The following is a 15,069-nucleotide window of genomic DNA, read 5'->3' as shown; positions in this document are numbered from 1 at the left end:
TCAGACGTCGGTGGAGAAGCGGATGCCGCCGTCGGGGATCTCCACCCCCGGCCACACCCGCGCACCGCGCAGCAGTTCGCAGCGGGCGCCGATGTTGGCGCCGTCGCCGATGACGCCGTCGCGCACCAAGGCGCGGGGGCCGATGCGCGCGCCGAAGCCGATGATGGTGCGTTCCACCGTCGCGCCCGCCTCCACCACGGCGCCGTCGAAGACGACCGCGCCGTCCAGCCGCGCGCCCGCGCCGATCTCCGCGCCGCGACCCACCACGGTGCCGCCGATCAGCACCGCACCCGGCGCGACACCCGCGCCCGGGTGCACGAGCGATTCGCCGCGCTGACCGGGCAGCGCGGGCGAGGGCGCGATCCCGCGCACCAGATCGGCCGAACCGCGCACGAAGTCCTCGGGCGTGCCCATATCGCGCCAGTACGAGGAGTCGACGTGGCCCTGCACGCGCGCGCCCTCGGCCAGCAGCGCGGGGAACACCTCGCGCTCGACCGACACCGGCCGCCCGGCCGGGATCTTCTCGATGTACTCGCGGCGGAAGACGTAGCACCCGGCGTTGATCTGGTCGGTGGGCGGGTCCTGGGTCTTCTCCAGGAACTCCAGCACGCGGCCGTCGGCGTCGGTGGGGACGCAGCCGAACGCGCGCGGGTCCGAGACGCGCACCAGGTGCAGCGTCACATCCGCCTTGGTGGACTCGTGGGTGTCGAGGATGGCGCCCAGGTCGGTGCCGCCGAGGACGTCGCCGTTGAACACCATCACGTTGTCGGCGCGCAGCTTGGGCAGCACGTTGCGGATGCCGCCGCCGGTGCCCAGCGGCTCGGTCTCGGTGACGTACTCGATCTCGAGCCCGAGTTCGGCGCCGTCGCCGAAGTGCTCCTCGAACACCTCCGCCTTGAACGACGTGCCAAGCACCACATGCGTGATCCCGGCCTCGGCGATGCGCGCGAGCAGGTGGGTGAGGAACGGCAAGCCCGCCGTGGGCAGCATGGGCTTGGGGGCCGACAGGGTCAGCGGCCGCAGCCGCGTGCCCTGACCGCCGACCAGAATCACGGCGTCGGTGCCTGGATTTCCTGCCATCGGTGTTCCCCTGTTCGCCTCTCCACGCGGCGCTGGTGCGCCTGTTGACCGCGCCTCGGGGACCGTTACCGGCCCTGCTGGCGCAGAGCGGATCGAACCGCAATCCGGGAGCGGATCGCAAGTCCGGCGCGCAGCGCCAGCCGCAGCGGTGCCTGCCACCAGTGCGGATGCCGGTCGGCCTGGAAGCGGTACGCGCTGGCGTGGTGCGCGGGCAGCATCACCTCGGGATGCCGTCCGGCGGCGTGTCCCTTGGCGTGCGTGACCTCGGCCGACGGCACGAAGACATTCTGCCAGCCCGCCTTGCCCATGCGGTCGCCGAAGTCGACGTCCTCCATGTACATGAAGTAGCGGGAGTCGAAGCCCTCGATGGCGTCGAACGCCGAGCGGCGCACCAGCAGGCAGGAGCCGGACAGCCAGCCCACCGGGCGCTCGGAGATCTCCTCGTTCTCCTGGCGGTAGCGCCGCGTCCACGGGTTGCCGGGCCACACCGCGCCGAGGATGGCGTGGCCCGCGCCGTCGGCCAGGCCGGGCACCCGGCGCGCGGAGGGGTAGACGCTGCCGTCCGGTTCGCGCACCATCGGCCCGAGCGCGCCCGCGCGCGGCCACCGCTGGGCGGCGGCGAGCAGGTCGTCGATGGCGTCGGTGCCCCAGCGGATGTCGGGGTTGGCGATCACGATGAACTCGATCGACGGGTCGATCTCGGCGACCGCCCGGTTGATGGCACCGCCGTACCCGATATTGCCGCCGGTGCGCAGCAGCCGCACGTGCGCGTTGGCCTCGGCCACCAGCTCCGGCACCCCGTCCACCGACCCGTTGTCGGCCAGGATCACCCGCGGTTTCTCGCTGGTCGCGTGGGCCAGGGTGGTGATGAAGTGCTCGAGGTGCTCGCCGGGCGAATAGGTCACCGTGACGACGGCAAGGCCACCGGGGGCCGCGGGATCGGGTGCGCTCACGCCACAGCCTCGCTGGCGCTCGCCCGCAGCGTGCGCGCGGCGCACTGTGACATGGTTCGCTCACTACGTTCGCTCACGACTCCGCAGCCTAGTAGGAACCACGCCGCCGCGCGTGGCCGGTTCCACACTCGCGCGAGACCGGACGGTCTGGATCGGCGGGGCCGGACGACCCGAATCCGGTACGCGCCCATCGTTTCTCATCGCGCGGGTGGCGGGCCTTCCGGCTCGGGCCGCGCAGGGCCTGGGCAGCGGATCGACGTCACGGACCGGTCCGCTGCCTGCCGCCCCGCGGTATGTCGGCCAACGCGGGCGGTTCGCCGACGGGCCCGTTCGCGAAGTGCATCGCGCCGTTCCACCGGCCTACGTGCCGCCACAGATCTCCGGCCGAAGGCGAGCGTCGATCACCGCTCGTCCGACAGCGCCGCGTGCAATGCCGCGCGCCAGTCGCGCAGCGGGGTCAGCCCCGCCTCGGCCCAGGCGCGGCCCGAGAGCACCGAGTAGGCCGGGCGGCGGGCGGGGCGGGGGTAGGCGGACGAGTCGACGGGACGGATGCGCTCGGGATCGGCGCCGATCTCGGCGAATACCGCGCGGGCCAGGTCGAACCAGGTGGCATGCCCGGCGTTGGTGGCGTGCAGGACGCGGGGAGCGCCGGGGTGCGCGGCGAGTTCGAGCAGACCGGCCGCCAGGTCGCGGGCGTAGGTGGGTGAGCCGAGCTGGTCGTTCACCACGGTGAGGGTGTCGCGTTCGCGCTCCAGGCGGCGCATGGTGGCGACGAAATCGCTGCCCACGCCCGTGTAGACCCACGCGGTGCGGACCACGTGGACCTGCGCGGCGCGTTCGAGCACGGCTCGTTCTCCCGCGAGCTTGGTGCGGCCGTACACCGATCTCGGGCCGGTCGGGTCGCCGGTCTCATAGGGCGCGCGCGCTGTGCCGGGGAACACATAGTCGGTCGAGAGGTGGATGAGGCGCGCGCCGACCCGTGCGCAGGCCGCGGCGAGCACGGCGGGTCCGGTGGCGTTGACGGCGAACGCGGCGCCCGGATCGGACTCGGCGGCGTCCACGGCGGTATACGCGGCGCAGTTGATCACCACGTCACCCGGCGCGATCACCGCGCCGACGGCGGCCGGGTCGGTGATGTCGAGCTCGGCGCGGGGTAACCCCAGCGCAGCGGGGTCCAGTCGCAGGATCTGTGCGCCGACCTGTCCCCCGGATCCGGTGACGAGCAGGCGGCGGGCGGCGGGCGATGCGGCGGTCACGGCCGCAAGTCTGGCACGCCGGTACACCTGCGGGTCCGGTCCGCCGGGGTAACCGTTCGTTAGCCTGGGGGCGGGGTATCCGGTCGGCACGGCCGCCGGAACGCACTACGGGGGGCCACCGGACGCGGGGGCGGTCGGGGCGAATATCGGGCTTTGTCGAGAGGATGCGCAGTGCAGCGGAGGAGTACACCGGCAGCCGCGGCGCGGTTCGACCGGCGCCCGCTGGGCGCGCTGCGCCTGTCCGCCGCGGCGCTGGCGGCGGCGGTGTTCGTGGTGACGGGTTTCGGCTGGCACAGCGTGGACGCGCTCATCTCGGGCATCGAGCGGATCGGCGGGCTCGGGCTGGGCGGCGGGCGCGACGGCGCCGTCGACATCCTGCTGGTCGGCGTGGACAGCCGCACCGACGCCCACGGCAACCCGCTCAGCCAGGCCGAACGCGACATGCTGCACGCGGGCGACGAGGTGGGCACCAACACCGACACCATCGTGCTGGTCCGCGTCCCCGACGACGGGCGCTCCGCGACCGCCATCTCCATCCCGCGCGACTCCTACGTCGACATCCCCGGCTTGGGCAAGGGCAAGATCAACTCCGCGTACGGCGCCACCAAGGAGGCCGAACGCGCCGAACTCATCGAGAGCGGCGTCGCCGCGGACCGCGCCGAGCGCGAGTCCACCGAGGCGGGCCGGCGCGCCCTGGTCGAATCCGTGGCGAACCTCACCGGCATCACCGTCGACCACTACGCCGAGGTGAGCCTGCTCGGGTTCGTGCTGCTCACCGATGCCGTGGGCGGTGTCGAGGTGTGCCTGAACAATCCCGTGAACGAGTGGATGTCGGGCGCGAACTTCCCGGCGGGCCCGCAGCGCCTGGACGGGCCGCGGGCGCTGAGCTTCGTGCGCCAGCGCCACGACCTGCCGCGCGGCGATCTGGACCGGATCGTGCGCCAGCAGGTGTTCATGGCCCAGCTGGTCGGGCAGGTGCTCAGCGCGAAGACCCTGGCGAATCCGGGCCGGTTGAGCGAACTCACCGAGGCGGTCGGGCGCACCGTGGTGCTGGACGAGGACTGGGACGTGATCGCGTTTCTTCAGCAGCTCCAGGACCTGTCCGGCGGGCAGGTGACCTTCGAGACCATCCCGGTCGCCGACCTCAACGGCACCACCGCCGGCGGCGAATCGGTCGTGCGCGTCGATCCGAAGACGGTCAAGACCTACGTCGCCTCGCTGGTCGGCGAGCAGCAGGCCGACGAACCCGCGGTGGACCCGAGGACGGTCACCGTGGACGTGTTCAACGCCGGCGGCGTCGCCGGACTGGCCGCGCAGGTGTCGCAGGCGCTGGGCGGCAAGGGTTTCCGGCCGGGCGAGGTGGGCAATTACCAAGGGGCGGGCGTCACCGGCAGCCGGGTGCTCGCGGCCGACAGCTCGGACCCGAAGGCCGCCGCCGTGGCCGAGGCCCTGGGCGGACTGACCGTGGTCGCGGAACCGGGCATGGCGCCGGATGCGGTGAGCGTCGTGCTGGCGAGCGACTATTCTGGTCCGGGCTCGGCCGCGAGTTCGGTGTTCGACTTCTCCGGAACGTCGGGCACCGCGACACCGGTTCCCCCCGCCCCTCCGATCGACGCAGGCCAGAACGGACCGAAATGCGTGAACTGAAGCGTGAAGGAACCCATGCGTGACCACGGCGCGCCGAACCTCACCGAGGCGGTGCTCGATCCGATCCTGTCCAGGGACCCCGCCGGGCCGCGGGTCACGTATTACGACGACGCCACCGGCGCCCGCGTCGAACTGTCCGGCCTGACGCTGGCGAACTGGGCGGCCAAGACGGCCAACCTGATCCGCGACGAATTCGGCCTCACCCCCGGCGCGCGCGTGGCGGTGCTGCTGCCCGCGCACTGGCAGACCGCGGCGGTGCTACTGGGCTGTTGGTGGGCCGGGACCGAAGTGGTGCTGCGCCCCGATCCCGACGCCGAACTGGCGCTCGTCACGGCGGGCCGGATCGACGACGCCGACGGTATCGATGAGGTGGCCGCGCTGTCATTGGACCCGCTGGGCGCCCCGATCCGCGATCTGCCCGTCGGCATCACCGATTTCGCCACGGCGGTGCGCGTGCACGGCGACCAGTTCTTCCCCGGCGGCGCCGGTGTGGCGCTGGACGGCCTGGCGGTCGCCGAGGTGCTCGCGGCGGCCCGCAAATCGGCGGCCCGCCAAGGGTTCTCCGAGGGCGACCGGGTGCTCTCCAGCGCACCGTGGGACACCCCGGAGGAACTGATCAACGGGTTCGTCGCGGTGCTGGCGGCGGGCGCCTCGCTGGTGCAGGTCGCCAACCCCGACCCCGGCCGTCGGGATCGGTTGATCGAATCGGAGCGGGTCACCGCGCAGGTGGGGTGAGCGCGAACCGGCGTCTCCTACCGGAGTAGGAGACGCCCTCCGACTCCGGAACAGTTCCCCCGTCGGCCGCGAATCCGTACCGTGGATGTTGTCCGCACAACGATGGGGTTGATGGGATATGAAGCCGCAGTACTGGTTCCGCTGGCTGTCACAGCAGGGTCTGCCTCGCCTGATCCTGCGCACCCGCGCGCGGCGCGGGGACACGTTCGCCCAGTTGATGGGCGGGCCCGCGGGCATCGCCGATCCGTATCCGCTGATCGAGGACCTGCGCGGCCGCGGCCGGATGGTCCGCACGCCGCTGGCCTGGGCCACCGTCGATCACGAACTGTGCCGCACCATTCTGCGTGACAACCGCTTCGGCGTGCGCACCACCGAGAGCTTCGGCATCCCGAAGCCGCTGCAGATCCTGGCCGACCGCTCGCCGCTGCCGCCCAACCCGGTCGAACCGCCGTCGATGCTGGTGATCGACCCGCCCCAGCACACGGCCATGCGCAAACCGGTCGCCTCGGCGTTCACCCCGCGCGCCATCGGCAGGCTGCGCGACCGCATCGAGTCGGTCACCGTGGAACTGCTGGACGCGCTGCCCTCCGGCGGCTCGGCCGACCTGGTCGCGGCCTACGCCTCGCAGGTCCCGATCGCGATCATCTCCGAGATGCTCGGCTTCCCCGACCGGGACCGCGCCATGTTCCTGGAGTGGGGCGACCGGATGACGCCACTGCTGGATCTGGGCATCCCGTGGCGGGCGCACCGGCGCGCGCTGGTGTCGATGGAGGTGATGAACGACTACCTCGATCAGCACATCGCCCGGCTGCGCCGCGATCCCGGCGAGGACATCCTGAGCACCCTGGTCGTCTCGGGCGACCTGGACGACTACGCGCTCAAGGCCACCGCCAGCCTGCTGATGGGCGCGGGTTTCGAGACCACGGTCAACCTGATCGGCAACGGGGTGGTGCAGCTGGTCCGCAATCCCGATCAGCTCGCGCGGCTGCGCGAGGAGCCGGACCTGTGGCCGAACGCCGTCGAGGAAGTGCTGCGCCTCGACTCCCCGGTGCACACCACGGCGCGCACCGCGCACGAGGACGTGGAACTCGGCGGCGTGCGGCTGCGCAAGGGCAACACGGTGGTGCTGTCGCTGGCGGGCGCGAACCGCGACCCGAAGGTGTTCGCCGACCCCACCCGCTTCGACGTGGGGCGGGCCAACGCCAGGGATCACCTGTCGTTCAGCAACGGCATCCACGTCTGCCTGGGCGCGGCCCTGGCGCGCATGGAGGGCACGTACGCGTTGCGGGCACTGTTCGAACGGTTCCCGGATCTCCGCCTGGACGGCGCACCCCGCCGCCGCGAACTGTTCACCCTGCACGGATATTCGCGGATGCCGGTCGATCTCGGGCACCGCGCGCCGCTGCGGACCACGGCGAGTGTCTGAGGAATCCGGGCGTCCGAACGTCGCGCGTTTCACCGCCCCTCGCAGGAGCGGGCGGCGCTGAATACACGCCGCGGCCGGAGTGTCGGGTACGCGGATGCGGCCCTCGTGGCTCGGACACGACCTCGAGATCTCGGCCGACGACGGGCGGGTCCTGGATCACGACACCGATCGCGACGATGACGACTGAGGGCTGACCGCCTCGGCGGACGGTGGGTCGGCGGGCGCGGTTCGCCTGGCGCGCAAGCGAACCGCGCGCACCGCCACCACCGCCGCCCCGGCGACCGACGCCACCACCAGGAAGATCGGCGCGGACGGCAGCACGTACAGCACGTGCTCGTACCCGCCCGCGCGACCCGCGAACACCAGCGAACCCAGCTGGGGCAGCAACACCAGCGGGGGAATCGCCGCCAGATAAGGCAATTGGGTCGCCACGGTACGCGCGAGCGGCCATCCGGCTCGACGGTCGGCCCAGCCCTTGGCGCGGCCGATCAGCACCCCCGCGCCCACCACCACACCGAGGGTGGCCGCGCCGAGCGCCCAGTCGGCGTAGATCCCGGCCGGGCGGCGCACCTCGGGATCCTGGCCTCGGGTCAGCGCGACCAGTCCGTCGGCGATGATCGCGGGGTCGTCCTCCAAGCCCATCCCCATGTTGGCGAGAACGGCTATGCCGTAACCGGTTTCGGGGAGCAGCACCTGCTGGGCGGTATAGGTGAACCAGTCGCCGCCGTGATAGACGCGCGTGGGATCGGTCTCGTCGTACTGCCACCCCATGCGATAGCCGCCGACCGGAGACGGGGCGTGCATCAGATTCACCGACTCCTCGGTGGCGATCCGCGGCCCCTCCCCCGCGCGCCCGCCGCCGTTCTGCACCGTCAGCCAGCGCGCCAGATCCGCCGCCGTGGTGACGATGCCGTGGCTGCCGTTGACGAACCAGTCGATCTCGCCGACCGCGATCGCCTTGCCGTACAGGCGGATATGGCCGCGCGGTACGTCGTGCGCGTCGGCCGGGCGGTCCACGGTGTAGCTGTCGGCCATGCCGATCGGCTCGAAGATGTGCTCGCGCAGGTAGTCCCCGTACGGTTGCCCCGCGACGACTTCCACGATGCGGGCGGCGACCTGGAAATTCGGGTTGTGATAGTGGTACTCGGTCCCCGGTTCGGAGGCCAGCTCGGCGTCCTTCAGCCGCGTCACCGCCTCCTCGAGCGAATGCGCCTGCGGCATACGCAGATCCGCGAACGCGCTGTCGGCCATCCCGGAGGTCTGCTGCATCAGCTGCCGCACGGTGATGCGCTCGGCGCGGTCGTCGGCCATGACGAAGTCGGGCAGGTACCGTCGCACCGGCTCGTCCAGCGAGACCCGCCCCGCTTCCACCAGCTGCATGACCGCCAGCGCCGCAAAGGATTTGCTCACCGACGCGACGGGCATCGGGGAGTCACCGGTGATGGCGGCCCCTGTCGAATCCGTTCCGTACCCCGCGACGTGCACCACCCGGTCGCCGTGCGTGATCGCCACCGCCACCCCGGGTAATCCGGTCCGGTCCAGGTACTCCTCCACGAACCTGTCCACCGCCGCCGCGTCGACGTCACCGGCCGCCTCCTGCGCACCGACCGGCCCGGCGGGAAATACGGCGAGCAGCAGGAACCCGAACACCGCGAGCAGCGCCCCGCCCGCGACCCGCCACGACGCCCCGCCTCGACCACCCATCACGCCACACTCCAATCCGGCACCCGAACCTCGGCGGATGCCGAACGCACCACCAGCCGCCCCCACCCGGCACATCCGGCCGGGCTCGACCGCCCCACCAGTCTGCCCGAGCCGATCCGCGAGCCCCAGGCACCAGAAATCGGGTCCACCGGCCCGACTGCGTGGCCCCGCGCTCAGCTGAAGCCCACGGCTTGGTCCCCCCAGGCGGTGAAGAGCTGTTCGTCGGGGTTGTCCACCACGCGGTCGGCGGTGTCGATGACGAGGGTCGTGCGGGTGGCCGGGTGGTACGGGGGCCAGTGCTTGGAGCCGTCGAGCGCGGCGGGCACGCCGTGGGTGGCGAAGGCCAGCCAGCGCCGCATCATGCGGCCGGAGATCTCCGTCGCCACCTTGCGGCCACCCAGCCAGAAGGTGGGGTCGTGGTTCAGCGTGCCGAAATTGCCGAAGACATACGGCAATTCGGTCGCGTGTCCCGCGCCGACGCGGGCGGCCCGCAACATCGGGGTGGCGGCGTCGAAGCGATAGGCCCAGGTGCGGGAGTGCTGGGCGTGGGCGTCGGCCACCCAGTGCGCGGGCATGCGGAACGCCGCGTCGGTGGACATGGCCAGCGCGCCGCGCGTCTTGTCCAGATCCGGGTAGGCGGAGGTGATCTCGGCGATGCGCTCCGGCGACATGTCGGGGTGGCTCTGCGCCACGTCGCGCAGCATCACGTTCACCGCGTCGGGCGTCACCGGCATGATCGGCGAGCGGAACACCCGGAACAGCGACGCCTCGTCCTTGTTGGTCCCGATGATCAGCGGCACCCGGTGCGAACGCCCCTGCTGGAACCGGTCGATCGGATACCCCGGCAACAGGTCGCCGTCGACCACCGGCGCGGCCGCCAGCCGTCCCGGCTCGGCCAGCGGCACCTCGTCGAGCAGGATGTCCGCCGCGCGCACCACCCGGTCGATCGGCAGGTCGATCAGTTCCAGCGCGCGCGAGGGCGGCAGCTCCAACAGCTCGAGGAATCGGCAGGCCACCCGCGCCGCCCGTTCCTGCCCGAAAACCGTTGTCGCGGGCGGACTCTGCGCGATCGCTCGGTGGAACAGCCCCTCGGCCGCCGGCGAGGTGAGCAGGGCCGTGACGCAGCCCGCGCCCGAGGACTCCCCGAACAGCGTGACGTTGCCGGGGTCTCCGCCGAACGCGGCGATATTGTCGCGCACCCAGCCCAGCGCGGCCAGCTGATCGTGCAGCCCGAGGTTCGGGGTGAAGCCGTGGAACAGCGAGGAGAGGTCGAGGAACCCGAGCGCGCCGAGCCGGTAGTTCACCGTGACGACCACCACGTCGCCGGTCTCGGCCAGCCTGCGCCCGTCGTAGATGGCCTGTGCGGCGGTGCCCAGGCAGTACGCGCCACCGTGCAACCACACCAGCACCGGGCGCGGCGCCTCGGCCGGCGCGAGCGGGGCCCACACGTTGAGCCACAGACAGTCCTCGCCCATGTGCAGGTCGGAGTCGACCGGCACCATGTTGCCCATCGTCTGCGGGGCGATCTCGCCGAACATGACGCAGTCGCGCACGCCGTCCCACGGCTCGGGCGGCACGGGCGGACGGAACCGGCGCGTCCCGGTGACGGGCGCCGCGTACGGGATGCTGCGCCAGACGGCGATCCCGCCCTCGGCCTGGCCGCGCACCCGTCCGGAGGTCGTCGGGACCACGGGGGCCGCCGCGTCGGCGAGGGCCCGGTCCTGCTCGATCCCAGTGCTCATGGTTCGCACCTCCTGCCACCGGCCCCACGTGCGCTGCGGAGTAGCCACACCGCGGCCGGCGCTTCGCGATCTTCCTTCGATGCTACGTCCGCCCCGGAGGTGCCACCGGGACGACGCACCAACCGTGACCGCGGCGCTACCCTGATCGAATGCCGAACTACAGCTTCCGATGCCGCAGCTGCGGGGATACTTTCGAGGTGAATCGGCCCATGGCGCGGTCCGCCGATCCGGCGACCTGCCCGAGCGGCCACGACGACACCGTCAAGCTCCTGACCACGTTCGCGACGGTCGGGAAGGCCGGTGCGGGCGCACCCCCGCCGCCCGCCGCGCCCGCCGGCGGGGGCGGTTGCTGCGGCGGAGGCTGCTGCGCCTGAGCGGCGCGGATCGGCTCAGGCGGACGGCCCATCCGCCTGACGGTCGGCATGACCGAGATCACGGTCCGGGGCGACCTTGTCGCGCACCCGCTGCTTGAGCACCGCGATCTCCGGGAACCCGCCGTCGGCCTTGCGCTCCCAGATCTGCGCGCCGTCGACGGTGATCCGGAACACCCCGCCCTCCCCGGGCACCAGCGCGACCTCGTCCAGGTCGGTGGCGAAGGTAGTGAGCAGCTCCTGCGCCATCCACCCCGCCCGCAATAGCCAGCGGCACTGGGTGCAGTACTCGATCGCAACACGTGGCATAGGGGTCGACGCTACTCGAGCGCGGGGGTGCGCGCCGGGCGGGGATCGGCCGCGTCAGGCTTCGATCACACCGTCCAGGTACATCCACGCCCCGTCTTCCCGCACGAACCGGCTGACCTCGTGCAACTCTCCGCGCCCGCGATCGTCCCGATAGTGCGCGACGAACTCGACCACCCCGGTGTCGTCGAACGGCCCGCCCCGCTCGGTCCGCAGCACCTCCAGGAACAGCCACCGCTGCCCGGGGTCGAGGTCGATCGTCGCGGGCCGGGTCCGCGCCGACCACGACCGCAGCAGGTAGTCCGCATCGCCGGTGGCGAACGCCGTGAATCGCGAGCGCATCAACGCCTCCGCCGTCGGCGCGGGCTTGTCTCCGGAAAGCGCGGGCCCGCAACATAATTCGAACGGCTCACCCCTTCGGCACGGGCACACCTGCGACTTTCCCATGCGCCCCATCCTGCCGCGCCCGGTTCGCGCTCGGGCGACCGCCCCCGCCCAGCGAACACGGCTCGATACCCACACCCGGCGGGCACAGCGCGAGCCACTACCCGCACCCCGCGAAGCCGGCTGGGGCAACCGCACCGCACCCAGCGAAGTCGGCGCACGCCACTACTCGCACCCGGCCAACGGCTCACGCCTCGGCCCGAACCCGTCACGACCGCCGACAGGCTCGGCGCAGGCTCACCCCTCGGTCCGCACCCACGTGTAGCCGTGACCCGCCAGCGCCTCGGCCACCGCCGCCGTCTGCTCCCGCCAGCGGCGCAGTTCGGTGACGCTCGGCGCGAGTTCGTAGTCGTGGTGGTGGGCGGCACGTGAGAGTGCCGCCCACACGGCCGCGACCTGCGCGGCGACCTCCGGCGTCGTGTACACGCGCAGCGCGACGAGCTGGGCGCGCATCGGGCAGCGGGTCAGCTCCGGCGCCTCGCGCGCCCACAGCTCGTCCACGGCCTGTTCGAGGGCCAGGCGCAGGATCCACGCCGTCGCCCGCGACCACACGCCACCGGCGGCCGTCACCTGGCCGTCGAGCAACCGGTCCACGGCGTCGAACCGTTCGGCCACCGACGGTCGCGGCGCGCGCGGCGGCCGCGGCGGGCGTTTCGCACCGTGCGGGCGCCGACCCGGACCGCGGCGGCCCGTCACCGGCTGATCCAGGCGATGAAACGTTCGGTGTCGCCGATCAATTCGCGCACACCGCGACGGATCGGCACGTGCGCGCCCGCCGTGACGTCGCGCAGCACGCCGACCAGCCAGCCCGCCTCCCGCGAGAGATGCGCGTTGAGGTGGTCCACGTTGTAGGTCACGCCCATGACGGCCAGCGCGACCATCGCCCGGGTGGTGTGCGCGCCCTCGACGTGGCGTTCCACCTGCCGGTGGTGCATCCCGCCCGAGAGCAGCACGCGCCGCGCCTTGGCCAGCGCCGCCGCCTCGATCGCCGAGCGGCAGCAGGTGGCGACGAGTTCGTCGGCGATGGCGGGCGGCAGCTGCGGGGTGCGGGCCAGCGACCGCGCGTCGTCGAGGTAGCGGCGCACCGGGTCGCTCGCGGTGCGCACCTCCACCACCGACCGCTCGCGCCGCTGCACCTCCAGCACCCGCGCGTCGAGTTGCATGCGGCGCACCGCCTCGGCCAGCCGCTCGTCGTGGGTGAAGACGACCACCTGCCTGCTCCACGCCACGAACGCCAGCACCCGGGCCAGCCCGTCCACCTTCGCCGGATCCATCGCCTGCACCGGATCATCGATCATGACGAAGCGAAAAGGGCTGTCCTCCACCGTGGCTCGCGGCAGGAACAGCGAAAGGCCCAGTGCGTGCAGCTCACCCTGGCTCATCACGCCCAGCGCCGCGCCGTCCACCTCGTCCACGGTGACGTCGAGCAGCACCCGCCGCGCCGTTCCGGCGTTGCCCTGCAAGCGAATCGCGCCCAGCTCCACATTGCTCTGCTGGCGCAGTGTGCGCCACACCCACCGCGCCGTGGTCTCCAGCGGCGCCATCCGTTCGTCGCGCAGACCGGCGGTGGCCGACTTCAACCACTCCTCGGCGCGCTTGAGCGTGCGCAGTTCGGCGGCGTTCACCGCCACCTCGCGCGCCCGCGCCAGCCAGCCCGCCACGCGCGGCACCAGCGGCGCCCACACCTCGTCCAGGCGGTCCAATTCCTTGCGCGTGCCCTGCTGGAGCAGATCCAGCTCGTCCACCAACCGGGTGTGCGCGGAACGCAGCCGGCCGGGCAGCCCCGGGCTGTACTCGGCGGAGCGCAGCGCGGCCCAGGCGGCCCAGGCGCGGCGCACGGCGCCGGTGTCGACGGTGGGCGGGTTGCTGGGATCGAAATCCAGTTCGGCGGGCACGTGCTCGGGCAACGACCGCGCCGCGCGCACGGCGTTGTCGAGTTCGGCGCGCGCCGTGGTGAGCGCGTCCACCTCGGCCGAAAGGCGCGCGATGGTCGCGTCGGTCTCGCGTGCCCACTCCTCGCCGAGAGTGCCGCGCCCGCACACCGGACACGCGCATTCTCCGCTCGCCGCAACGTGTTCGCGCGCACGGCGCAGCAGGTCGAGCACCCGCAGGTCGGCTTCGGCGTCGGCGGTGGAATCGCGCGCCAGCGCGTCGGCGCAGCGTTCCAGCCGTGCCGCGACGGCGTCCACCTCCGCCTCGGTGGGCAGCGCGAGCCGCACGATGGCGCGCAGTTCGGCCGGGCCACCGGTCTCGTCGGCGCCCATCATGTCGCGGCCGACGGCGGTGAGGTCGGGTTGCGCGGGACGCAGCAGTTTCGCCATCCGCACGGCGCGGTCGTCGGCCAGGCCGTCCAGCGCGGCGAGCAGATCCAGCTTCTCCTGCCGGGAATCGCGTGCGGCGCGCTCCAATTCGAGCCTGCGCGCCCGCAGGCGGTCCTGGGCGGCGGTCAGGTCGTCGAGGCCGAGCAGCTGATGCAGCGCGTCGAACAGATCGCTCGGCTTGCCGTCGACCAGGGTGCCGAGTTCGCTGTAGGAGAGGAACGGCCGGTACAGCTCGAGCGCCGAAGACCAACGCGCGGCGTCGAATTCGGACTGCGCGCCGGAGGACCGGCGCTGGGTCCAGCGCGCTTCGGTGAGATCGTCGTGCTCGGACCACTCTTTCGTGATGGTGAGGTCGGGATCGCCGCCGCCGGTGAGCAATTCGAGTTCGATGCGGGTGCCACCGCCGTCGTGCAGGTTGCGCCACCCCTCCCGCCACGCCGCCGAACGCCCCTCCCACCGGCGATTTCCGCCGGTGAACGCGAGTTCGGCGGCCTCGGCGAAACTGGATTTACCGCTGCCGTTGCGGCCCACCACCAAGGTCAGGCCGGGGCCGGGCGCCAGGTCCAGGGTGGTCTCGGCGCCGATGCCGCGGAAGCCGCGCACCCGGATCGAGCGCAGGAAGATGCCGGAGTCCTCGAATTCGGTGGCCGGGTCGCCGGAGTGCACACCGCCCAGCGCGCCGAGCACCGCGTGCGCGACATCGGGGGTCACCGCGGGATCGTCGTGCAGTCGCCGCGCGACCACCTCGGTCAGACTCTCGGCGACCTCGGCCGCCGTGTCGACCGCGGGCTCGGGACACACTGTCTGACCACCCCTCCACCACCGCACCGCCGCGCGCCCTCCCGCTCGCACGCTCGGTGTCAACCTGTCGAAAGCTGAGCGAAACGCTACCCGATCGGCACGCATTCCCGCACTCGCGAACGGGTGCGACGGTGGGAAGGCGAATCTGCCCGCGGGGATGGATATGGCCATCGACAACCACGGCGGCGTCGATGTCCACCCCTCGGCCAACCCCGGCGGGCAGCTCGATGGTGTATCACCCGAAGGGGGGTGGCCCGGACGAAGCCGAACAAGACAGAATGCC

The 15,069-nt window shown here is 72.3% G+C and carries 13 protein-coding genes; 4 read left to right on the top strand and 9 right to left on the bottom strand.

The window, feature by feature from the left end:
- The 3 genes from manB to rfbD all read right to left on the bottom strand — a co-directional run bounded on the left by manB (position 1) and on the right by rfbD (position 3,289).
- Positions 1–1,080, bottom strand: coding sequence for a mannose-1-phosphate guanylyltransferase (gene manB / locus OHB21_RS16420; RefSeq protein WP_067511009.1), 1,080 nt, complete (start codon positions 1,078–1,080; stop codon positions 1–3).
- A 65-nt stretch (positions 1,081–1,145) separates the two neighbouring features.
- Positions 1,146–2,033 carry a glycosyltransferase family 2 protein gene (locus OHB21_RS16415; RefSeq protein WP_067511010.1) on the bottom strand — a complete coding sequence of 296 codons (888 nt, stop codon included), beginning with the start codon at positions 2,031–2,033 and terminating at the stop codon, positions 1,146–1,148.
- Between the two features lie 401 nt (positions 2,034–2,434).
- Complete coding sequence (rfbD, locus tag OHB21_RS16410) at positions 2,435–3,289, bottom strand: dTDP-4-dehydrorhamnose reductase (protein WP_067511011.1); 855 nt, start codon at positions 3,287–3,289, stop codon at positions 2,435–2,437.
- A 222-nt stretch (positions 3,290–3,511) separates the two neighbouring features.
- Between rfbD and OHB21_RS16405 the strand changes: the two genes are divergently transcribed.
- From OHB21_RS16405 to OHB21_RS16395, 3 genes are all read left to right on the top strand, one after another.
- Complete coding sequence (locus OHB21_RS16405; protein WP_407675245.1) at positions 3,512–4,936, top strand: LCP family protein; 1,425 nt, start codon at positions 3,512–3,514, stop codon at positions 4,934–4,936.
- 15 nt (positions 4,937–4,951) lie between these two features.
- Positions 4,952–5,671, top strand: a complete 720-nt coding sequence (locus OHB21_RS16400; RefSeq protein WP_067511019.1) for a TIGR03089 family protein — start codon at positions 4,952–4,954, stop codon at positions 5,669–5,671.
- 118 nt (positions 5,672–5,789) lie between these two features.
- Entirely contained in the window at positions 5,790–7,097 is a 1,308-nt protein-coding gene (locus OHB21_RS16395; protein WP_195124834.1) for a cytochrome P450, read from the top strand.
- A gap of 156 nt (positions 7,098–7,253) precedes the next feature.
- On the opposite strand, the gene OHB21_RS16390 is transcribed toward OHB21_RS16395, so the two are convergent.
- Entirely contained in the window at positions 7,254–8,801 is a 1,548-nt protein-coding gene (locus OHB21_RS16390) for a serine hydrolase domain-containing protein (RefSeq protein WP_228789615.1), read from the bottom strand.
- Positions 8,802–8,974: 173 nt separating this feature from the next.
- Complete coding sequence (locus tag OHB21_RS16385) at positions 8,975–10,543, bottom strand: carboxylesterase/lipase family protein (RefSeq protein ID WP_084537855.1); 1,569 nt, start codon at positions 10,541–10,543, stop codon at positions 8,975–8,977.
- Between the two features lie 149 nt (positions 10,544–10,692).
- Here OHB21_RS16385 and OHB21_RS16380 point away from each other — a divergent pair, with 149 nt between their 5' ends.
- Positions 10,693–10,917 carry an FmdB family zinc ribbon protein gene (locus OHB21_RS16380; protein WP_067511014.1) on the top strand — a complete coding sequence of 75 codons (225 nt, stop codon included), beginning with the start codon at positions 10,693–10,695 and terminating at the stop codon, positions 10,915–10,917.
- Positions 10,918–10,932: 15 nt separating this feature from the next.
- On the opposite strand, the gene OHB21_RS16375 is transcribed toward OHB21_RS16380, so the two are convergent.
- The 4 genes from OHB21_RS16375 to OHB21_RS16360 form a co-directional block, all read right to left on the bottom strand.
- Positions 10,933–11,223, bottom strand: a complete 291-nt coding sequence (locus OHB21_RS16375; RefSeq protein ID WP_067511015.1) for a SelT/SelW/SelH family protein — start codon at positions 11,221–11,223, stop codon at positions 10,933–10,935.
- A 54-nt stretch (positions 11,224–11,277) separates the two neighbouring features.
- Positions 11,278–11,676, bottom strand: coding sequence for a YchJ family protein (locus tag OHB21_RS16370; RefSeq protein WP_195124832.1), 399 nt, complete (start codon positions 11,674–11,676; stop codon positions 11,278–11,280).
- Positions 11,677–11,901: 225 nt separating this feature from the next.
- Complete coding sequence (locus OHB21_RS16365; RefSeq protein ID WP_067511021.1) at positions 11,902–12,279, bottom strand: hypothetical protein; 378 nt, start codon at positions 12,277–12,279, stop codon at positions 11,902–11,904.
- Between the two features lie 77 nt (positions 12,280–12,356).
- A complete protein-coding gene (locus tag OHB21_RS16360; RefSeq protein ID WP_232331801.1) occupies positions 12,357–14,786 on the bottom strand; it encodes an AAA family ATPase in 2,430 nt (809 codons plus the stop codon).
- Between the last annotated feature and the right edge of the window lie 283 nt (positions 14,787–15,069).

Source organism: Nocardia puris, assembly GCF_036051655.1.
In the GTDB taxonomy this organism is placed as follows: Bacteria; Actinomycetota; Actinomycetes; order Mycobacteriales; family Mycobacteriaceae; genus Nocardia; species Nocardia puris.
This window is presented reverse-complemented; position numbering and strand designations above follow the sequence as displayed.